Genomic DNA, 19,511 nt, shown 5'->3' on the forward strand with positions numbered 1-19,511 from the left:
CGCCCGCCCGGCGAGCTTGCGCGCACGGAAAGCACATCAGCATTGTTCCTCGATGTTTTTAGTGTTGCGCGTTCTGTGCACTAAAGTGCCAATGTAAGGACGCGAACTTGTTCGACTTGTTGGCGTCAGAAACAGATCGCGAAATAGTGCTCGCCGGCAATACTCTAATTACCGGTAAAAGTTGCGAGTAACAAAATCATCACACACCACGAACCACTTTTAACTCTCGGGAGATAGTGTTCTTCGAATCGATGGCTATAATGCACCTCAGTGGCAGCGCGGCGTCTTAATTGCCAAGCCCGCCACCCGGAGCGCGATGTCCCATCGCCGCCGCCCGCAGCCAGCGCCGGAAGCAACCTTGCAGGTTTATCCAACGCGCTCGCTGAAACAGGACTCTGAAGCTACGTCAGCTGTTTTTTATCTGGTGCCGTGGCCGCCTGCAACATGGAACTGTTGATCATTGTGTCGTGCACAAGTCGATGCCTTTTCGGGCATTGTCCTTTCGGCGAACGTGGTCAATTAATTTGATGCAGTGCGTTTCACCAGAATTTATCTCAACTCAAACAGGTAGCACTGTGACGAAAGACGAACTGCGCGCGGAACTTGAGCGCCAGGAACAACGTTACAAGGAAGTTTACGGCGGGGAAGTCACCACCTACGCCGCCCAGCCCGAACCGGAACGCAAACCCTGGCGTAAACGCGCCACCGTTCAGGACCAGGCTTTTTCCCAGGAACTGCAGAAGATGGAAAAGGAACTCAAAGCCGAGGAGCCTTGACCGGCCCGGCCTGAATCCTTCAAGGGTCTGCGTCTGCACCGGCTAAAAGCGCGGTGTTGCGACGATGCCTCACGCGCCCGTTACCCACGGGCAGCGGCCACCTCACCCAACGGATGAGGCAAATGGCGCATGTCTGACCCTCTTCGCAGATATTTCATACATCTATTTCAGCGCCTCGCATTCGCGCGCCGCACGCCCGTGCCCGAAACATTTTTCAATAAAATCAAAGCATTGCAAAACCCGGTAGAAACCTGGGGATAAGGCCTCTGCCCGCATCTAATTCGTTGAAGAATGTTACCGACGAGCAGCTAGTGCATCGATTTCCACACTTTTCTGGCATAATCGCGCCCCCTTACGACCGGGTCAGAAAACCTTCATGATCGATTTATTCAGCGGACTGGATGCTTGGGTGCTTGTGAGCCTCTTGCTCGCCCTGGCCTTTGTCCTCGCCTTCGAGTTCATCAACGGCTTTCATGACACTGCTAACGCGGTGGCCACCGTTATCTACACCAAAGCCATGCCGCCTCATCTGGCGGTGTTCTTTTCCGGTGTGTTCAACTTTCTCGGCGTTTTGCTGGGCGGTGTTGGCGTGGCGTATGCCATCGTCCACTTGCTGCCGGTAGAGCTGCTGATCAATGTGAACACCGGACACGGACTGGCCATGGTCTTCTCGTTGCTCGCCGCCGCGATCACCTGGAACCTGGGCACCTGGTACTTCGGGATCCCGGCTTCGAGCTCGCACACCTTGATCGGTTCGATCCTTGGTGTCGGCCTGGCCAACGCGTTGATCAACGACATTCCGTTGGCCGATGGCGTGAACTGGCAGAAAGCGATCGATATCGGCGCCTCGCTGGTGTTCTCGCCAATGGCCGGCTTCCTCGTTGCCGCGCTGGTGCTGATCGGCCTTAAATGGTGGCGCCCGCTGTCGAAGATGCACAAGACCCCGGACCAGCGCCGCAAGCTCGACGACAAAAAGCACCCGCCGTTCTGGAATCGCCTGGTTTTGGTGATTTCGGCAATGGCCGTGAGCTTCGTGCACGGCTCCAACGATGGTCAGAAAGGCATCGGCCTGATCATGTTGGTACTGATCGGTATCGTGCCGGCGCAGTTCGTTCTCGACCTCGGCAGCACCACCTACCAGATCGAGCGGACTCGCGACGCGACGCTGCACTTGAGCCAGTTCTACAAGCGCAATGGTGACACCCTGGGCGAGTTCCTGGCGCTGGGCAAAAGTGTTGAAGGCGATCTGCCGGAGAAATTCCGCTGCAACCCGCAACAGACCGAACCGACCATCAGCGCCCTGCTCGACACCCTTAAAGGTGTTGCCGATTACCACTCGCTGACCGCAGAAAGCCGCATCGAAGTGCGTCGCTACCTGCTCTGCCTGGATGACACGGCACGTAAAGTCGCCAAGCTGCCAGGCCTGCAATCGCGTGAAAAGGCTGACCTCGACAAGCTGCGCAAAGACCTGACCACCACCACTGAATACGCGCCGTTCTGGGTGATTCTGGCGGTTGCCCTGGCTCTGGGCCTGGGCACCATGGTTGGCTGGAAACGCGTAGTGCTGACCATTGGCGAGAAGATCGGCAAGCAAGGCATGACGTACGCTCAAGGCATGTCGGCGCAGATCACCACAGCGTGCATGATTGGCTTGGCCAACATCTTCAGCCTGCCGGTTTCCACCACCCACGTATTGTCGTCGGGTGTGGCCGGGACCATGGTCGCGAACAAAAGCGGCCTGCAGGGCGGCACCGTGAAAACTATCCTGCTGGCGTGGGTCCTGACCCTGCCGGCCACTGTCGGACTGTCGGCCGGCCTGTTCTGGCTGGCGTCGAAGGCGCTGGGTAGCTGATCGATCGCTGCATCGAAAAAGGCGCGTTCCGCAAGGTTCGCGCCTTTTTCATGTCTGCTGCTTTTCGCGAATGCCCAACGGTAGGAGCGAGGCTTGCCCGCGAAGGCGGTGTGTCAGGCAACATCAATGTTGGATGTTCCGCCGCTTTCGCGGGCAAGCCTCGCTCCTACAGGGGGCTGGTGTTTTTTCAGGCAAAAAAAAGGGCAACCGAAGTTGCCCAAAATGCCTTGCGTGCTCATTGCTCTGGAAAGAACTACGGTTTGCGCTTGTGCGAATCCTTCCAGATGAAATATCCAAACCCTGCAAAAAACAGAACCATGAGGCCGACTGTCAGCACTCCGGCGATCACCACGTTATCGAAAAACATGACTGGCCTCCTGCACTTGCCCTGTTGCGATAGGGCTAAGTTAACCAATAAGGCAGGAGAGAAAATTGACCGGGATCAATGTCGCCCGAGACTGGGCGTAAAGGAGGGGAAATAACTGACCTGCATCAAGCGATGCAGGGTGCTTCAACGCTTTTTCGGTTTGTTTTTCGACTTTTTCTCGGTTTTGCCCGACTTCTTGGCTTTGCCTAGCGGCATGGCCTGCTCGAATGCCTGGCGGACTTCATTCAGGCGCTTGTCGTTGAGGTCGTGCACACGCTTGGCGCGTTCGGCACCGAGGTCGATCAGTTTGTCTTCTTGGCTCATGGTTCAGTGCATCGCTGGAAAGAGTTCGGTCGGATTGCGCCAATAATGCGGTCTGGCGACCGCGCTGACCAGTCAGCCGTCAATTTCCGCCGCGACAGCTCTCAAAGACAGTCCTCAAAAACAGTCCTCAAAGCAGCCTGACCAACCTCAGATCTGAATATCGACCCAAAGCCCCTGGCGCGGCTCGTCTTCGACCAGTGCGACGACCGGTACGGTGTTGTCGGCGTTGAGCACGTCACCGGGAACCGCCAGATGCACTTGCGGATCTTCATCGGCTTCCTGACGGCGGCGATCCTGCTCCTGGCGGCGACGCTGTTCTTCGCGCAGCAGCAGGGCGGCCTCTTCCGGGTCACGGCTTTGCAGGTCGATCGTGCTTTCGCTGGAGCTTTCCTGCACCGGCACAACCGGCGGAATGTCCGGGCGCTGGCGGATCGGGTCCAGTTGCGCGGTGACCGGCACGGCACTCAAGGGGAGCATCGGTTGCAGCATAGTTATTAGTCTCCTGTCTTCAGGCTGTCGGCGGCGCGGCGGGCGACTTGAGCCATCGGTCGCCAAGTTGTGAACCAGCGCACACACGTAACGCGATGTTTTATCCGACAACGTAGAACTCAAGCGTTCCCAAAGATCGAAAAATCAGTGCCCTCGCCCGCGCCGATGTCAGTAATCCTTTGGCCCTGAAGGCTCATTCCGTTAAGATAGCCCGCTTTTTCAAGGTGGGAGTCAGGCAGCATGGCGCAGCAGTATCAACCGGGGCAACGCTGGATTAGTGACAGCGAAGCCGAGCTGGGTTTGGGCACCGTTCTGGCACAGGACGGCCGCTTGTTGACCGTGCTCTATCCGGCCACTGGCGACACTCGTCAGTACGCGCTACGGAATGCGCCCCTCACACGTGTGCGGTTTTCCCCGGGTGACTCGATCACTCACTTCGAAGGCTGGAAACTGACCGTACAGCAAGTCGACGACGTCGATGGCCTGCTGGTCTACCACGGCCTCAACGCGCAGAACGAAGTGGTCACGCTGCCGGAAACCCAACTGTCGAACTTCATTCAGTTCCGTCTGGCCAGCGACCGCCTGTTCGCCGGGCAGATCGACCCGCTGGCCTGGTTCTCCCTGCGTTATCACACTCTGGAACACACCAGCCGCCAATTGCAGTCGTCCCTCTGGGGCCTGGGCGGCGTGCGGGCGCAGCCGATCGCGCACCAGTTGCACATTGCCCGTGAAGTTGCTGACCGTATCGCGCCACGGGTTTTGCTGGCAGACGAAGTGGGCCTGGGTAAAACCATCGAAGCCGGTCTGGTGATCCACCGCCAACTGCTCTCGGGCCGCGCCAACCGCGTATTGATACTGGTGCCGGAAAACCTTCAGCACCAGTGGCTGGTCGAGATGCGCCGCCGCTTCAACCTGCAAGTCGCGTTGTTCGACGAAGAACGCTTTATCGAAAGCGATGCCGCCAACCCGTTCGAAGACACCCAGCTTGCTCTGGTTGCGCTGGAATGGCTGGTGGACGACGAGAAGGCCCAGGACGCGCTGTTTGCTGCCGGTTGGGACCTGCTGGTGGTCGATGAAGCGCACCACTTGGTCTGGCACGAAGAGAAAGCCAGCCAGGAATACACCTTGGTCGAGCAACTGGCCGAAGTCATTCCCGGCGTGCTGTTGCTGACCGCGACCCCGGAACAATTGGGTCAGGACAGCCACTTCGCGCGTCTGCGCCTGCTCGATCCAAACCGTTTCCACGACCTGCACGCCTTCCGCGCCGAGAGCGAAAACTATCGCCCGGTGGCCGAAGCGGTGCAGGAGCTGTTGGACAAGGGTCGCCTGTCGCCAAAAGCGCACAAGACCATCCACGGTTTCCTCGGCAACGAGGGCGAAGCGCTGCTGACGGCGGTCAATGATGGCGACGTCGAAGCCAGCGCCCGTCTGGTCCGCGAACTGCTCGACCGTCACGGCACCGGCCGCGTGCTGTTCCGCAACACCCGCGCCGCCGTGCAGGGTTTCCCGGAGCGCAAACTGCACCCGTACCCGCTGCCATGCCCTGACGAATACCTCGAATTGCCGCTGGGCGAGCACGCCGAGTTGTACCCGGAAGTCAGCTTCCAGGCGCTGCCGGATGCCAACGAAGAAGAACGCTGGTGGAAATTCGACCCACGCGTCGAATGGCTGATCGACACGCTGAAGATGCTCAAGCGCACCAAAGTGCTGGTGATCTGCGCCCACGCCGAAACCGCCATGGACCTGGAGGACGCGCTGCGCGTGCGCTCCGGCATTCCGGCCACGGTGTTCCATGAAGGCATGAACATTCTCGAACGTGACCGCGCCGCCGCTTACTTCGCCGACGAAGAGTTTGGCGCGCAAGTGCTGATCTGCTCGGAAATCGGCAGTGAAGGTCGCAACTTCCAGTTCTCGCACCACTTGGTGCTGTTCGATCTGCCGTCGCACCCGGATTTGCTGGAGCAGCGCATCGGTCGTCTCGACCGGATCGGCCAGAAACACATCATCGAATTGCACGTGCCGTACCTCGAAACCAGCCCGCAAGAGCGGCTGTTCCAGTGGTATCACGAAGCGCTCAACGCGTTCCTCAACACTTGCCCGACCGGCAATGCCTTGCAGCATCAGTTCGGAGCGCGCCTGCTGCCGCTGCTGGAAAATGCTGACGATGGCGAGTGGCAAGCGCTGATCGACGAGGCCCGCGCCGAGCGTGAACGCCTCGAAGCCGAGCTGCACACTGGCCGCGACCGCTTGCTGGAACTCAATTCCGGCGGTTCGGGTGAAGGCGATCAGCTGGTCGAGGACATCCTTGAGCAAGACGATCAGTTTGCCCTGCCGATTTACATGGAAACCCTGTTCGACGCGTTCGGCATCGACAGCGAAGACCATTCGGAAAACGCCCTGATCCTGAAGCCGAGCGAAAAAATGCTCGATGCCAGTTTCCCGCTCGGCGACGACGAAGGCGTGACCATCACGTACGACCGCAACCAGGCACTGTCTCGTGAAGACATGCAGTTCATCACCTGGGAACACCCGATGGTGCAGGGCGGCATGGACTTGGTGTTGTCCGGTTCGATGGGCAACACCGCCGTCGCGCTGATCAAGAACAAGGCGCTGAAACCGGGCACCGTGTTGCTCGAACTGCTTTACGTCAGCGAAGTGGTTGCGCCGCGTTCGTTGCAATTGGGCCGTTACCTGCCGCCGGCGGCGTTGCGTTGCTTGCTGGACGCCAATGGCAATGATTTGTCCGGGCGTGTGTCGTTTGAAACGCTGAACGATCAACTGGAAAGCGTGCCACGCGCCAGCGCCAACAAATTTATCCAGGCGCAACGCGATCAATTGACGCCGCGAATCAATGCCGGCGAAGAGAAGATTGCCCCGCGTCACGCCGAACGTGTGGCTGAGGCGCAGCGCCGATTGGCTGCGGACACGGATGAAGAACTGGCGCGCCTGACCGCGTTGCAAGCGGTCAACCCGACCGTGCGCGACAGCGAACTGGTGGCCCTGCGCAATCAGCGCGAGCAAGGCCTGGCGATGCTCGACAAGGCTGCGCTGCGACTGGAAGCGATTCGGGTGCTGGTCGCGGGCTAAGTCCCCTGCTCCACCTCGCAAAATCAAAAGGCCCGCAGCGATGCGGGCCTTTTTTTTATCTACCGGTCATCCCCTGTGGGAGCGAGCTTGCTCGCGATGGCGATTAGGCAGTCACCGCAGTAACTTGTGGCTCAACAACAGCCACCAACCCATCCTTCATCCGCTGCGCATCGCGCACGAAACACCGCGACGCCATGAACAGAAACACCATGGTGAAAAACAGCGCCACCGGGATCAGGTACATCGCGTCGTGCAGGCCGACCGCCTTGAACGCTTCGGTCATCTGCTCGGCGCCCGCCGCGAGCATCGCCGTGTGGGCGAAGTGATCGGACAATCCGCCGACCACCACTGGCCCCAAACCGCCGCCAAGCAAATACAGACCGGCAAAAAACAGTGCCATCGCCGTCGCCCGCAAGCGCGGTTCGACCACGTCCTGGATCGCCGTGTAAACGCAGGTGTAGAAGTTGTACGCAAACAACCAGCCCAGACTGAACACCGCGACGAACATCCCAATCTCAATCCGCCCCGCGTGCAGCGCCCACGCCGTGCACACGGTCGAGATGATCAGGCTGAACGCGGCAAACAGCAGCCGTCCATTCGCTACCCGCTGGTGAATCTTGTCGGCAACAAACCCGCCCAAGGTCAAACCGAACAACCCGGTCACCCCGACAATCACCCCGGTCGCCACCGCCGCTTCGTGCAAAGGCATCAAAAAGTAGCGCTGCAACATCGGCACCAGAAACGAGTTGCACGCATAGGTCGCGAAGTTGAAGCACAGCCCCGCCAGCACCAGCCACAGGAAGGTCGGCACCGCCAGCACGCGGCGAATCGGCCGATCTACGCGTTCCTGCGAAACCTGCACGCTTTCCGCCGCTCCGCGCTTGGGTTCCTTGATGAAGAACATGAACACCGCGAGCACCAACCCCGGCACCGCAGCGATGAAAAACGGCGCGCGCCAACTGTCGAAGGTCTTGACCATCCAGCCGATGGTGAAAAACGCCAGCAGCAGCCCCAATGGCAGCCCAAGCATGAAAATCCCCATCGCCCGCGCACGACGGTGGGCGGGGAACAGATCGCCGATCAGCGAATTGGCGGCTGGCGCGTAGCTGGCTTCGCCGATGCCGACGCCCATGCGCACCAGCAAAAACGTCCAGAAACTGCCGACCAGACCGTTAACCGCCGTCAGCCCGCTCCACGCCGCCAGGCCCCAGCCCATCAGTTTGGCGCGCGAGCCGGTGTCCGCCATGCGCCCTAGCGGCAGGCCGGCGATTGCGTAAACGATAGTGAATGCAGTGCCGATGATCCCCAGCTGAAAGTCGCTGAGGTGCCATTCCATGCGGATTGGCTCGATGATGATCGCCGGAATGGTCCGATCGAAGAAGTTGAACAGGTTGGCCAGGAACAGCAAAAACAGAATGCGCCAGGCATTCGCCGCTTGGGTCGAGTTCTGCATGGGGTCCGTCTCTTTTATTGTTATGAAGGCGTAGCTGCCCCCGGAGTCTGCAATCTAGTCAGGCGCGCGCGGCGTGTCTGTCATCATTCGCCAGCCTGATATCGGCCCATGCCACACCGCCACCCTGTAGGAGCCGAGCTTGCTCGCGATAGCGGTCGATCAGCCGCCATGCCCGTTGACTGGCATACCGTTTTCGCGAGCAAGCTCAGCTCCTACAAGTCGGTGCCGTTAGCGCGGATCGCTATTAATCCCATATCAAAATCATTGACCTCACCGTGCCACTACGGCTTGAACTATGTACATGGCCTCTATACTCCAATGCATTCGCCAACGCCTGTGGCGCTGGCCAGGATGACTCGTGAATGGGGCGTGCTAATGGAGTGGCTTGGTTTGCAGTTCCTTACCGAGCTGCCGGAACGTGGTCAGGTGATTCTCGACTGCACGCACAACCCGTTTCTGGTGTTGCTCGCCTATGTGGTGGCGTGCGCGGCCGGTTTTGCCACGCTGGACATGACCGAGCGCGTTGGCCATGTCGAAAAACCGGGCTCGCAACGACTCTGGCGGTGGGTGGGTGCCGGGTGCCTGGCGGGCGGCATCTGGGCCATGCATTTCATCAGCATGCTCGCGTTCCAGGTACCGATTGAAGTCAATTACCAACTGCCGATCACCCTGCTCTCGCTGGTCTTCGCGCTGACGGCGTCGTGGCTGGCGATGCACACGCTCAGCCATCCTCACGTGACATTCTGGCAACTGGTGCGCGCGGCGGTGTGGATCGGCCTCGGCATCGCGACCATGCATTACATCGGCATGGCCGCGATGCGCTCGGCGGCCACGCCTTATTACGACCCGACGCTGTTCGTGTTGTCGATTGTCATCGCCATCGGTGCCAGCCTCGCCGCGCTGCTGATTTCCAGCCATCTGCGCGATGGCAGCGGGATGTTTCATCAGTTGCTCAAATACACCGCCAGCCTGGTGCTCGGCGCCGGCATCGTCAGCATGCATTTCACCGGCATGGCGGCACTGACCCTGGTGCTGCCCGTCGGCAATCTGCCGACGCTGCCCGGCGAGAACAATCATCTGCAACTCGGGCTGACCGTGGCGATCATCACGTTGCTGATCATCGGCAGTTGCATCAGCGCGGCGCTGGCCGACAAGAAACTGCAAAACAAGGAATTCGACCTTCGCCGGGTCAACGCCCTGCTCAGCCAACTCGATCAGGCGCGCGTGTCGTTGCAACAAGTGGCCAATTACGACGCCCTGACCAACCTGCTCAACCGTCGCGGCTTCAACCACATCTTTGCCGAGAAACTCAACGAGAAAACCCAGGACGGCGGTTGGCTCGCGGTGATTTTCCTCGACATCGACCACTTCAAACGCATCAACGACAGCCTCGGCCACGACGCCGGTGACGCGCTGCTCAAAGTCCTCGCCCAGCACATCAAGGGCTCGGTGCGCAGCCATGAAGACGTGGTCGCGCGGTTTGGTGGCGACGAGTTCTGCCTGCTCATCAGCCTGCGTGATCGCGAGGAAGCGCGGCACATGGCCCAGCGCATCATGCTGAAAATGAAGGAGCCGATCGAGCTGTCGGGGCGGCGCATGGTGATGACCACCAGCATTGGTATCAGCCTGTTTCCCGAGGACGGCAAGACCTGCGAAGAACTGCTGAAAAACGCCGATCTGGCGCTCTATCAATCCAAGGGCAGCGGTCGCAACAGCCTGCATTTCTTCAGCCCCAACCTGCGGACCCGGGCAACGATGGAGCTGCAACTGGAAGAGGAATTGCGCCACGCCTTGCGCGAAGATTCGGGGTTGCTGCTGTATTACCAACCGATCTACGACCTGAAAAACGCCAAGGTCACCAAACTTGAAGCGCTGGTGCGCTGGCAACATCCGATTCACGGACTGTTGGCGCCGGACCGTTTTATCGCCATCGCCGAGGCCAATGGCTTGATCGCCGAACTGGACAATTGGGTGCTGCGCAGGGCCTGCGCGGACTTGGGCGAATTGTCCCGGCATGGCTGCGAGGAGTTGAAGATCGCGGTCAACTGCTCACCGCTGAACCTGACGCGCGAAGAGCTGGCGAATGAAATCGAACAGATCCTCCACGTCACTGGCGTGGCCCCCGAGCGCCTTGAACTGGAGGTCACGGAAAATGCGCTGATGGGCAATATCGCCAACAGCCTGGTGCTGCTGCGGCAGATCCGTGCGCTCGGCGTCTCGTTGTCGATCGACGACTTTGGCACTGGTTATTCATCGCTGGCCTACCTCAAGCGCCTGCCGCTGAACACGCTGAAAATCGATCGCTCGTTTATTCAGGACATCCCCAAGGCAACCCAGGACATGGAGATCGTCCAGGCGATCATCGTCATGGCGCACACCCTGCATTTGCAGGTGGTCACCGAAGGCGTCGAGACGCTGGAGCAATACCAGTTTCTCGAACGCCACGGCTGTGACTTCGTCCAGGGTTACCTGTTGAGTCGCCCGGTGCCGCTGGAGGAAATCCGTTCGGTGCTCGACGAAATCAACCGGCGCCAGCACGCGCACATGGTCACTGCGCTGAATCTGGCGCGCGGTACAACTGCACTAGCGTCGACGGATCCTTTTCCAAAAAGCCCTGGCCCCCATGCAGGCGCATCAGTTGTGCGGCCAATCCGCTGATCGGCGTGGCCGAGCCTTGCTCGCGAGAAAATTTAACCGCTGTGTCGAGATCCTTGAGCAAGGTGCGCACGTGCCATTTCACCGGTTCGAAACGGCTCTCGGCCATTTGCGGCGCGAGGATCTGCAGCGGTCGGGAATCGGCAAAGCCACCGGCCAAGGCTTCGGCGATCAGGCTGGCATCGACACCCGAACGCTCGGCCAGCGCCACCACTTCAGCAATCACCAGCGCATTGCAGGCAACGATCATCTGATTGCAGGCCTTGGTCACCTGACCGGCGCCGACGTCGCCCATGTGCGTGACGCGTTGGCCGAGGGTGAGCAATACAGGCCTGACCCGTTCAAGGTCCGCCGCCGCGCCGCCGACCATGATCGCCAGGCTGCCCGCCTCGGCGCCGACCACGCCACCGGAAACCGGCGCGTCGAGCCAGCGCATGCCGGTCTGGCTGAACAGCGCAGCGGACATTTCCCGGGTGGCGGTCGGTTCGAGGCTGGAAAAATCCACCAGCAACTGAGGACTTTTCCCACCTTCAGCGACGCCGTTCGGGCCGAACACCACTTCGCGCACCACCGCCGTGTCCGCCAGGCACAGCATCACCACGTCGGCGTGCGCGCACAGCTCAGCCGGTGTCGCGACTAGCCGTGCGCCCGCGGCCACCAGCGCCGCGCATTTGGCCGGGTTGCGATTCCACACCGTCAGCGGATAGCCCGCCGCCAATAAACGCTGGCACATCGGCAGGCCCATCAAGCCGATTCCGGCGAACCCGAGCGAAGGTAAAGTGGCAGCCATCTGTGGCTCCTTTTTATTGTTTTGCCCAACATTCAGAAACAATTAATCAGCCGTTAGCAGGCTCACTAAACTGTTCCCGTTACGTTTACGTCACCCTCGCCAAGAGCCTTCTGTGGCCTTTCTCCACGGCAAGGTGCCATCACGCTACTCGGCTACACACTTTTAGTCGGCCGAGAGGCGCACTGGTTTGGTGCGAGCGTTCAACCGTTCGCCCTTTCCTGGATCAGAATCCACGGCGAAACCACCACTGCCCACAGCTCCGGATCGCGCTCGAAAAGATCCAGCGCCCGCGTTTCAGAGAGCTTGGCGAGGCTGTCGTCAGCCAGCCAGGCAGCGACTTTCTCGCCGTCATCGGTGGCCACGGCCTCGGCGGCAGCGATCAAATCCAGGCTTGGGTCGACCCACAATAGGGCACCCTTGGCGAAGAACGGTTCGAGTTCTTTCCACGTAATAGATGCGGTCTCACCAAGCAGCTTGGCATAGAGGGTGCTAGGTTCTTCAGTCATGGGCCCTGTCCGGAAAAGAAATCGACGCGAATGATAACGTCGGTGGTCCGGCAGACAAACCCGGATGCAATTGATTGACCGAATGAAAAGTGCAGGAAAGCCAAGGATTGCTGGATATCAGCCTGAACCCCCGCCGCGATTCTGTATTTTTCTTTCAAAAAAGCGACACCCTCAGGATTTGCCCCATGGCGCCAGCTTCCCAGGCTGACAATCGGCGCTCTACACTGTACCGGTACAGTTGCCGGGGGCATTTTCCGGAGGATATCGAAGATATCTGACCCGGTTCTGCTGCTACGGCGCCAGGACTATAAAAACTACAACAGTAAGAGTGGAGCACTATGACTAAGGCTACTAAGCAGATTTCCAAACTGTTTGCCGCTATGGTTCTGGCCGGGGTTGCCAGCCATTCGTTCGCAGCTGACACCATCAAAATCGGTATTGCCGGCCCTAAAACCGGCCCTGTTGCCCAATACGGCGACATGCAGTTCAGTGGCGCAAGAATGGCCATCGAGCAGATCAACGCCAAGGGCGGCGTCGACGGCAAGAAGCTCGAAGCTGTTGAATACGACGATGCCTGTGATCCGAAACAAGCGGTAGCGGTCGCCAACAAAGTCGTCAACGACGGCGTCAAGTTCGTGGTCGGTCACCTGTGCTCCAGCTCCACTCAACCGGCTTCGGACATCTACGAAGACGAAGGCGTGATCATGATCACCCCGGCTGCCACCAGCCCGGACATCACTTCCCGTGGTTACAAAATGATCTTCCGTACTATCGGTCTGGACAGCGCCCAGGGCCCTGCCGCCGGTAACTACATCGCTGATCACGTCAAACCGAAAATCGTTGCTGTGTTGCACGACAAACAGCAATACGGTGAAGGCATCGCTACCGCGGTCAAACAGACTCTCGAGAAGAAAGGCACCAAGGTTGCCGTGTTCGAAGGCATCAATGCCGGCGACAAAGACTTCTCCTCGATGATCGCCAAACTCAAGCAAGCCAACGTCGACTTCGTTTACTACGGCGGCTACCACCCGGAGCTGGGCCTGATCCTGCGTCAAGCACAGGAAAAAGGCCTGAAAGCCAAGTTCATGGGTCCGGAAGGCGTGGGTAACGACTCGATTTCGCAGATCGCCAAAGACGCTTCCGAAGGTCTGCTGGTAACCCTGCCGAAATCCTTCGACCAGGATCCGGCCAACATCGCCCTGGCTGATGCGTTCAAAGCGAAGAAAGAAGACCCAAGCGGTCCGTTCGTGTTCCCGTCCTACTCGGCTGTTGAAGTCATCGCCGGCGCCATCACTACCGCCAAAAGCGAAGACACCGCGAAAGTGGCTGAAGCCATCCACGCCGGTACCTTCAAGACCCCGACTGGCGACCTGAGCTTCGACGCGAAAGGCGACCTGAAGGACTTCAAATTTGTGGTTTACGAGTGGCACTTCGGCAAACCAAAAACTGAAGCTTCGCCTCAGTAAGGCCTTGCCTGACTGACTGCCCACAAAGCCCACGGCGTGCCGTGGGCTTTGTTTTACGAACGTATTGGGCCGCGCTGGCGTGATCCGCCAGTCTCCCCACCTGAAAATCTCAAAACCGTCATCAGCGGTTCGCTGGCAAACCTCGATTTCGAAGTGGATGCAGATCCACGGGGCTCGAGCGGGAAAATGACTCCACCAGTGAAATGCGTATCAGGTTTTTAGGAGCGCTGTAATGCCTGACATCTATCACTTCTTCCAGCAGCTGGTTAACGGCCTGACCGTCGGCAGCACGTATGCCTTGATCGCCATCGGCTATACGATGGTCTACGGCATCATTGGAATGATCAACTTCGCCCACGGCGAGGTGTACATGATCGGTTCCTACGTGGCCTTCATCGCCATCGCCGGGCTGGCCATGATGGGACTCGACAGTGTCCCGCTCTTGATGACCGCAGGTTTTATCGCGAGCATCGTCGTCTGCAGTGCCTACGGCTACAGCATCGAACGGGTTGCCTATCGCCCCTTGCGTGGCAGCAACCGTCTGATTCCGCTGATTTCGGCCATCGGCATGTCGATCTTCCTGCAGAACACCGTTCTGCTGGCGCAAGACTCCAAGGACAAATCCATCCCCAACCTGATCCCCGGCAATCTCTCGTTCGGGCCAGGTGGCGCACATGAAGTGCTGATTTCCTACATGCAAATCGTGGTGTTCGTGGTGACTCTGGTCGCCATGCTCGGCCTGACGCTGTTCATCTCCCGCTCTCGCCTGGGTCGCGCATGCCGTGCCTGTGCCGAAGACATCAAGATGGCCAACCTGCTGGGCATCAACACCAACAACATCATCGCCCTGACCTTCGTCATCGGTGCTGCGCTGGCGGCCGTTGCGGCCGTGCTGCTGAGCATGCAATACGGCGTGATCAACCCGAACGCCGGTTTCCTCGTCGGCCTCAAAGCCTTCACCGCTGCGGTACTCGGCGGCATCGGCAGCATCCCCGGCGCCATGCTCGGCGGGTTGGTGCTTGGGGTGGCGGAAGCCTTTGGCGCCGATATCTTCGGCGACCAATACAAGGACGTCGTGGCATTCGGCTTGTTGGTTCTGGTTCTGTTGTTCCGGCCGACCGGCATTCTGGGCCGTCCGGAGGTTGAAAAAGTATGACTAGGAATCTCAAACAGGCGCTGTTCAGCGCCCTGCTGGTCTGGGCTGTCGCCTACCCGGTACTCGGCTTGAAACTGACCATCGTCGGCATCAACCTGGAAGTTCACGGCACCAGCAACATGACACTGGCGATCATCGCCATCTGTTCGGTCCTGATGTTCTTGCGGGTGCTGTTCGACGACCCGATCAGCAAGGCGTGGAAATCCTCGCCGTCGATGCCGCTGATTCCGGCCAAGGCCAGCAACTTCCTGACCCTGCCGACCACCCAGCGCTGGATCATCATTGCGCTGATCATCGGCGCTCTGGTGTGGCCGTTCTTCGGTTCGCGCGGCGCGGTGGACATCGCGACGCTGATCCTGATCTACGTGATGCTCGGCCTCGGCCTGAACATCGTCGTCGGTCTGGCCGGCCTGCTCGACCTGGGTTATGTCGGTTTCTACGCCGTCGGCGCCTACAGCTATGCGCTGTTGTCGCATTACCTCGGCTGGAGTTTCTGGGTGTGCCTGCCGGTGGCCGGTTTGATGGCGGCGACGTTCGGCTTCCTGCTCGGCTTCCCGGTGCTGCGTTTGCGCGGTGACTATCTGGCGATCGTGACGCTGGGCTTCGGTGAAATCATCCGTCTGTTCCTGCGTAACCTCACCGACATCACCGGTGGCCCGAACGGCATCAGCAACATCGAGAAACCAACGTTCTTCGGCCTGACCTTCGAGCGCAAAGCGGCTGAGGGCATGCAGACGTTCCACGAGTATTTCGGCCTGCAATACAACTCGATCAACAAGGTGATTTTCCTTTACCTGGTCGCGTTGCTGCTGGCGTTGGCGGCGTTGTTCGTGATCAACCGTTTGCTGCGCATGCCGATCGGCCGTGCGTGGGAAGCGCTGCGCGAAGACGAAATTGCCTGCCGTGCACTGGGCCTCAATCCTACGGTGATCAAGCTGTCGGCCTTCACCCTCGGCGCGAGTTTCGCCGGTTTTGCCGGCAGCTTCTTCGCTGCCCGTCAGGGTCTGGTGACACCGGAATCCTTCACTTTCATCGAGTCGGCGATCATTCTTGCCATCGTCGTGTTGGGCGGCATGGGCTCGCAACTGGGCGTGATCCTCGCGGCCGTGGTGATGATCCTGCTGCCGGAAATGATGCGTGAGTTCAGTGAATACCGCATGTTGATGTTCGGCGCCTTGATGGTGCTGATGATGATTTGGCGTCCTCAGGGTCTGCTGCCCATGCAACGTCCTCACATGGAGCTGCGCAAATGAGCCGCGAGATCCTTAAAGTCGAAAATCTGAGCATGCGCTTCGGCGGCTTGCTGGCGGTGAACGGCGTGGCCCTGACCGTGCACGAAAAACAGGTTGTGGCGCTGATCGGCCCGAACGGCGCCGGCAAGACCACAGTGTTCAACTGCCTGACCGGTTTCTACAAACCGAGCGGCGGCAGCATCCTGCTCGACGGTCAGGCAATTGAAGGCCTGCCCGGCCACGAGATCGCCCGCAAAGGCGTGGTTCGGACCTTCCAGAACGTGCGGCTGTTCAAGGACATGACGGCGGTCGAGAACCTCTTGATCGCACAGCACCGTCACTTGAATACCAACTTCCTCGCGGGCCTGTTCAAGACCCCGGCGTTTCGCAAAAGCGAGCGCGAAGCGATGGAATTTGCCGAGTTCTGGCTGGACAAGGTCAACCTCACGGCATTCGCTAACCGTCCTGCCGGCACCTTGGCTTACGGTCAGCAACGTCGTTTGGAAATCGCCCGTTGCATGATGACCCGTCCGCGGATCCTCATGCTCGACGAACCGGCCGCTGGTCTGAACCCGAAGGAAACCGAAGACCTCAAAGCGCTGATCAGCATGTTGCGCGAGGAGCACAACGTCACCGTGCTACTGATCGAGCACGACATGAAACTGGTCATGAGCATTTCCGACCACATCGTTGTGATCAACCAGGGCACGCCTCTGGCCGACGGCACGCCGGCGCAGATCCGCGACAATCCTGAAGTGATCAAAGCCTACCTGGGGGAAGCGTAAATGCTGCAATTCGAAAACGTTTCCACCTTCTACGGCAAGATCCAGGCGCTGCACAACGTCAACGTGGAAATCCGCCAAGGCGAAATCGTCACCCTGATCGGCGCCAACGGCGCGGGTAAATCGACCCTGCTGATGACCCTCTGCGGTTCGCCGCAAGCGCACAGCGGCAGCATCAAGTACATGGGCGAAGAACTCGTCGGCCAGAGCTCGGCGCAGATCATGCGCAAGAGCATTGCCGTGGTGCCGGAAGGTCGTCGGGTGTTTGCCCGTCTGACCGTGGAAGAAAACCTCGCGATGGGCGGATTTTTCACCGACAAGGGCGACTATCAGGAACAGATGGACAAGGTTCTCGGACTTTTCCCACGCCTGAAAGAGCGTTTCGCCCAACGCGGCGGCACCATGTCCGGCGGCGAACAGCAAATGCTCGCCATCGGCCGTGCGCTGATGAGCAAACCCAAGCTGCTGCTGCTCGACGAGCCGTCGCTCGGCCTGGCACCGATCATCATCCAGCAGATCTTCGACATCATCGAACAACTGCGCAAGGACGGTGTGACGGTGTTCCTCGTCGAACAAAACGCCAACCAGGCACTGAAAATTGCTGACCGCGCCTACGTTCTGGAGAACGGCCGCGTGGTGATGCAAGGGACCGGCGAAGCACTGCTGACCGATCCGAAAGTGCGTGAAGCGTATTTGGGCGGTTGAGGTTTAGCGTTGAATAAAAAAAACGGCCTTCGGGCCGTTTTTTTTTGTCGGCCGCATTCCCACGAACACCGACAATTCTGTGGGAGCGAGCTTACTCGCGAAGGCGGAGCGTCAGGCGCATCGATGTTGCCTGACTTAACGCTATCGCGAGCAAGCTCGCTCCCACAAGGTTGTGTGGGGGCGCAGATTATCGCTGGAGTCGGTCAAGGGCTTCGCCGCTGCGTTTGAACCAGCCGATCAGATAATCCGCCAGCACTTGCGTGCGTTTCGGCAGGCCGCCCTGATACGGGTGAACCAGGTACATCGGCATACGACGCGTCTGATAATCGCGCAGGAGCCAGCGCAATCGGCCGTCAGCCAATTCCGCTTGCAGCAAGTACGACGGCAAGCGCGCAATCCCGGCGCCGGCCAGCGCGGCTTTTTTCAGCAGGCTGTAATGGTTGCTGGCGAACGGTCCCGAGACGCGCACCCGGAGCAATTCATGTTGCTGGTGGTAGAGCCATTCTTCGCGGCCGCTGTAATGGCTGTTGAGCAGGCAATGATGCTCGGCCAGATCCTGCGGCGTCAGTGGCTCGCCGTATCGCTCAAGGTAGGCCGGGCTGGCGCAGGTCATTTCATTCCAGGCCAATAACGGTCGGGCCACCAGGCGTTCGTCATTGCCGACTTCGGAACGCACCGCGAGGTCAAAACCGTCGCGAGACAGATCGCGGAAGTTGTTGCTCAAATCGAGTTCGATCTGCACGTCGGGGTACTTGCCAGAGAATTCCAGCAGCAAACCATCAAAGAAGGTTTCCCCGAGCGAAACCGGAACCGTCATACGCACCGGCCCGGCCATGTCGTCCTTCAAACGCGCCAATGCCTGACGCGCCCTCTCGACTTGGACTACAAGCGCCTGCGCTTGCGGCAACAGCGCAGCGCCGGCCGCGGTCAAACTCAAACGCCGCGTGGTGCGTTGCAGCAAAACCACGGAAAACCGCGATTCCAGCAAGCTGATGCGTTTCGACAGCTGGCCCTTGCTGCAGCCCAATTGCTGGGCTGCGAGGGTGAAACTGCCGGCTTCGATCAATACGGCAAACGCCGCCAGATCATCCATTTCGCTCATGGATTGTTTCCATTTGAAAACCAAAGGTTGCCCATTAGTGCGCTTATCCGCAGAAAAAACCACCCTAGACTGAGCCCTCGTTCAACTACCTCGAGGGACAGCACGATGAAAATTCTTTTGATTGGCGCAGGCGGCACCATCGGTTCGGCGGTCGACAAGGAGCTTTCGCAGCGCCATGAAGTGATTCGGATCGGGCGTAACAGCGGTGATTTCAACGTGGATATCAGCGACAGCGGGTCAATCCGCAAGCTGTTTGAGCAAACCGGCAAGTTCGATGCGCTGGTCTGCGCCGCCGGTAACGTAACCTTTGCGCCCTTGGGCGAAATGACGGCTGAGAGTTTTGCGCTGGGCCTCAACGACAAACTGATGGGCCAGGTCAATTTGCTGCTGATCGGCCGCGAGTTTGCCAATGACGGCGCCTCGTTCACCTTCACCACTGGCGTGCTCAGCCATGACCCGATTCGCAGCGGCGCCTCGGCAGCGCTGGTGAATGGCGCGCTCGACAGCTTCGTCTGTGCCGCCGCCATCGAGTTGCCGCGCGGTCTGCGGATCAATTCGATCAGCCCGACGGTGCTGCTGGAAGCGATGGGCAGTTATGCGCCGTACTTCCGGGGGTACAAGCCGGTTCCCGCCGCCGATGTGGCGTTGGCCTACGCGAAAAGTGTCGAAGGCCTGCAAACCGGTCAAACCTTTCACGTAAGTTAAGGCGCCGCGAACCGTAGGAGCATGGCTTGCCCGCGATGGCGTTCTCGAGATTGTCATCGCGAGC

17 protein-coding genes are annotated in these 19,511 nt (G+C 59.4%); 10 read left to right on the forward strand and 7 right to left on the reverse strand.

Translation table 11 applies throughout. The annotated features are described in order from the left end of the window. Positions 1-575 precede the first annotated feature (575 nt). Both BI292_RS23445 and BI292_RS23450 read left to right on the forward strand, forming a co-directional pair. Positions 576-776: a hypothetical protein gene (locus BI292_RS23445; RefSeq protein WP_007903846.1), complete on the forward strand. Its 201-nt coding sequence runs from the start codon at positions 576-578 to the stop codon at positions 774-776. Between the two features lie 376 nt (positions 777-1,152). Beyond that, positions 1,153-2,628 carry an inorganic phosphate transporter gene (locus BI292_RS23450; RefSeq protein ID WP_101209349.1) on the forward strand — a complete coding sequence of 492 codons (1,476 nt, stop codon included), beginning with the start codon at positions 1,153-1,155 and terminating at the stop codon, positions 2,626-2,628. A gap of 253 nt (positions 2,629-2,881) precedes the next feature. Here the strand turns inward: BI292_RS23450 and ccoM are convergent, their stop codons facing one another. The 3 genes from ccoM to BI292_RS23460 all read right to left on the reverse strand — a co-directional run bounded on the left by ccoM (position 2,882) and on the right by BI292_RS23460 (position 3,808). Next, positions 2,882-2,995, reverse strand: coding sequence for a cytochrome c oxidase subunit CcoM (gene ccoM / locus BI292_RS29355; RefSeq protein ID WP_054046898.1), 114 nt, complete (start codon positions 2,993-2,995; stop codon positions 2,882-2,884). Between the two features lie 144 nt (positions 2,996-3,139). Beyond that, a complete protein-coding gene (locus tag BI292_RS23455; RefSeq protein ID WP_092272086.1) occupies positions 3,140-3,319 on the reverse strand; it encodes a hypothetical protein in 180 nt (59 codons plus the stop codon). 147 nt (positions 3,320-3,466) lie between these two features. After that, a complete protein-coding gene (locus tag BI292_RS23460; protein WP_092272089.1) occupies positions 3,467-3,808 on the reverse strand; it encodes an aspartate-semialdehyde dehydrogenase in 342 nt (113 codons plus the stop codon). 240 nt (positions 3,809-4,048) lie between these two features. On the opposite strand from BI292_RS23460, the gene rapA reads away from it, so the two are divergent. Beyond that, complete coding sequence (rapA, locus tag BI292_RS23465) at positions 4,049-6,895, forward strand: RNA polymerase-associated protein RapA (RefSeq protein ID WP_092272092.1); 2,847 nt, start codon at positions 4,049-4,051, stop codon at positions 6,893-6,895. A 103-nt stretch (positions 6,896-6,998) separates the two neighbouring features. On the opposite strand, the gene BI292_RS23470 is transcribed toward rapA, so the two are convergent. Beyond that, complete coding sequence (locus tag BI292_RS23470; RefSeq protein WP_092272094.1) at positions 6,999-8,348, reverse strand: MFS transporter; 1,350 nt, start codon at positions 8,346-8,348, stop codon at positions 6,999-7,001. A gap of 375 nt (positions 8,349-8,723) precedes the next feature. Between BI292_RS23470 and BI292_RS23475 the strand changes: the two genes are divergently transcribed. After that, complete coding sequence (locus tag BI292_RS23475; protein WP_101209350.1) at positions 8,724-11,006, forward strand: bifunctional diguanylate cyclase/phosphodiesterase; 2,283 nt, start codon at positions 8,724-8,726, stop codon at positions 11,004-11,006. On the opposite strand, the gene BI292_RS23480 is transcribed toward BI292_RS23475, so the two are convergent. After that, entirely contained in the window at positions 10,897-11,793 is an 897-nt protein-coding gene (locus tag BI292_RS23480) for an NAD(P)-dependent oxidoreductase (protein WP_101209351.1), read from the reverse strand. The genes BI292_RS23475 and BI292_RS23480 overlap by 110 nt on opposite strands. A gap of 200 nt (positions 11,794-11,993) precedes the next feature. After that, positions 11,994-12,299: a DUF2288 domain-containing protein gene (locus tag BI292_RS23485; protein WP_092272103.1), complete on the reverse strand. Its 306-nt coding sequence runs from the start codon at positions 12,297-12,299 to the stop codon at positions 11,994-11,996. A gap of 338 nt (positions 12,300-12,637) precedes the next feature. Here BI292_RS23485 and BI292_RS23495 point away from each other — a divergent pair, with 338 nt between their 5' ends. The 5 genes from BI292_RS23495 to BI292_RS23515 all read left to right on the forward strand — a co-directional run bounded on the left by BI292_RS23495 (position 12,638) and on the right by BI292_RS23515 (position 17,640). Continuing rightward, entirely contained in the window at positions 12,638-13,765 is a 1,128-nt protein-coding gene (locus BI292_RS23495) for a branched-chain amino acid ABC transporter substrate-binding protein (protein WP_092272110.1), read from the forward strand. Positions 13,766-13,997: 232 nt separating this feature from the next. Further along, the gene (gene livH, locus BI292_RS23500; protein WP_092272113.1) at positions 13,998-14,921 is read left to right on the forward strand and encodes a high-affinity branched-chain amino acid ABC transporter permease LivH; all 924 of its coding nucleotides are present in this window, start codon (positions 13,998-14,000) and stop codon (positions 14,919-14,921) included. After that, positions 14,918-16,174: a high-affinity branched-chain amino acid ABC transporter permease LivM gene (locus tag BI292_RS23505; protein WP_092272115.1), complete on the forward strand. Its 1,257-nt coding sequence runs from the start codon at positions 14,918-14,920 to the stop codon at positions 16,172-16,174. Before livH ends, BI292_RS23505 begins: the two co-directional genes overlap by 4 nt. Beyond that, entirely contained in the window at positions 16,171-16,938 is a 768-nt protein-coding gene (gene livG / locus BI292_RS23510; RefSeq protein ID WP_092272117.1) for a high-affinity branched-chain amino acid ABC transporter ATP-binding protein LivG, read from the forward strand. Before BI292_RS23505 ends, livG begins: the two co-directional genes overlap by 4 nt. Beyond that, complete coding sequence (locus tag BI292_RS23515; RefSeq protein WP_092272120.1) at positions 16,939-17,640, forward strand: ABC transporter ATP-binding protein; 702 nt, start codon at positions 16,939-16,941, stop codon at positions 17,638-17,640. A 187-nt stretch (positions 17,641-17,827) separates the two neighbouring features. Here BI292_RS23515 and BI292_RS23520 read toward each other — a convergent pair whose 3' ends face one another. Then, positions 17,828-18,742 (reverse strand): LysR family transcriptional regulator, encoded by a 915-nt coding sequence (locus tag BI292_RS23520; protein ID WP_101209352.1) that lies wholly within the window; start codon positions 18,740-18,742, stop codon positions 17,828-17,830. Positions 18,743-18,847: 105 nt separating this feature from the next. Here BI292_RS23520 and BI292_RS23525 point away from each other — a divergent pair, with 105 nt between their 5' ends. Beyond that, positions 18,848-19,447, forward strand: a complete 600-nt coding sequence (locus BI292_RS23525) for a short chain dehydrogenase (protein WP_101209353.1) — start codon at positions 18,848-18,850, stop codon at positions 19,445-19,447. Positions 19,448-19,511 lie beyond the last annotated feature (64 nt).

This window comes from Pseudomonas sp. 43NM1, assembly GCF_002836905.1.
Lineage (GTDB): Bacteria > Pseudomonadota > Gammaproteobacteria > Pseudomonadales > Pseudomonadaceae > Aquipseudomonas > Aquipseudomonas prosekii.

Excerpts from the sequence above, each read along its gene's own strand:
- BI292_RS23450 (WP_101209349.1), top strand. The coding sequence starts at position 1,153 with ATGATCGATTTATTCAGCGGACTGGATGCTTGGGTGCTTGTGAGCCTC.
- ccoM (WP_054046898.1), bottom strand. The coding sequence starts at position 2,995 with ATGTTTTTCGATAACGTGGTGATCGCCGGAGTGCTGACAGTCGGCCTC.
- BI292_RS23455 (WP_092272086.1), bottom strand. The coding sequence starts at position 3,319 with ATGAGCCAAGAAGACAAACTGATCGACCTCGGTGCCGAACGCGCCAAG.
- BI292_RS23460 (WP_092272089.1), bottom strand. The coding sequence starts at position 3,808 with ATGCTGCAACCGATGCTCCCCTTGAGTGCCGTGCCGGTCACCGCGCAA.
- rapA (WP_092272092.1), top strand. The coding sequence starts at position 4,049 with ATGGCGCAGCAGTATCAACCGGGGCAACGCTGGATTAGTGACAGCGAA.
- BI292_RS23470 (WP_092272094.1), bottom strand. The coding sequence starts at position 8,348 with ATGCAGAACTCGACCCAAGCGGCGAATGCCTGGCGCATTCTGTTTTTG.
- BI292_RS23475 (WP_101209350.1), top strand. The coding sequence starts at position 8,724 with ATGGAGTGGCTTGGTTTGCAGTTCCTTACCGAGCTGCCGGAACGTGGT.
- BI292_RS23480 (WP_101209351.1), bottom strand. The coding sequence starts at position 11,793 with ATGGCTGCCACTTTACCTTCGCTCGGGTTCGCCGGAATCGGCTTGATG.
- BI292_RS23485 (WP_092272103.1), bottom strand. The coding sequence starts at position 12,299 with ATGACTGAAGAACCTAGCACCCTCTATGCCAAGCTGCTTGGTGAGACC.
- BI292_RS23495 (WP_092272110.1), top strand. The coding sequence starts at position 12,638 with ATGACTAAGGCTACTAAGCAGATTTCCAAACTGTTTGCCGCTATGGTT.
- livH (WP_092272113.1), top strand. The coding sequence starts at position 13,998 with ATGCCTGACATCTATCACTTCTTCCAGCAGCTGGTTAACGGCCTGACC.
- BI292_RS23505 (WP_092272115.1), top strand. The coding sequence starts at position 14,918 with ATGACTAGGAATCTCAAACAGGCGCTGTTCAGCGCCCTGCTGGTCTGG.
- livG (WP_092272117.1), top strand. The coding sequence starts at position 16,171 with ATGAGCCGCGAGATCCTTAAAGTCGAAAATCTGAGCATGCGCTTCGGC.
- BI292_RS23515 (WP_092272120.1), top strand. The coding sequence starts at position 16,939 with ATGCTGCAATTCGAAAACGTTTCCACCTTCTACGGCAAGATCCAGGCG.
- BI292_RS23520 (WP_101209352.1), bottom strand. The coding sequence starts at position 18,742 with ATGAGCGAAATGGATGATCTGGCGGCGTTTGCCGTATTGATCGAAGCC.
- BI292_RS23525 (WP_101209353.1), top strand. The coding sequence starts at position 18,848 with ATGAAAATTCTTTTGATTGGCGCAGGCGGCACCATCGGTTCGGCGGTC.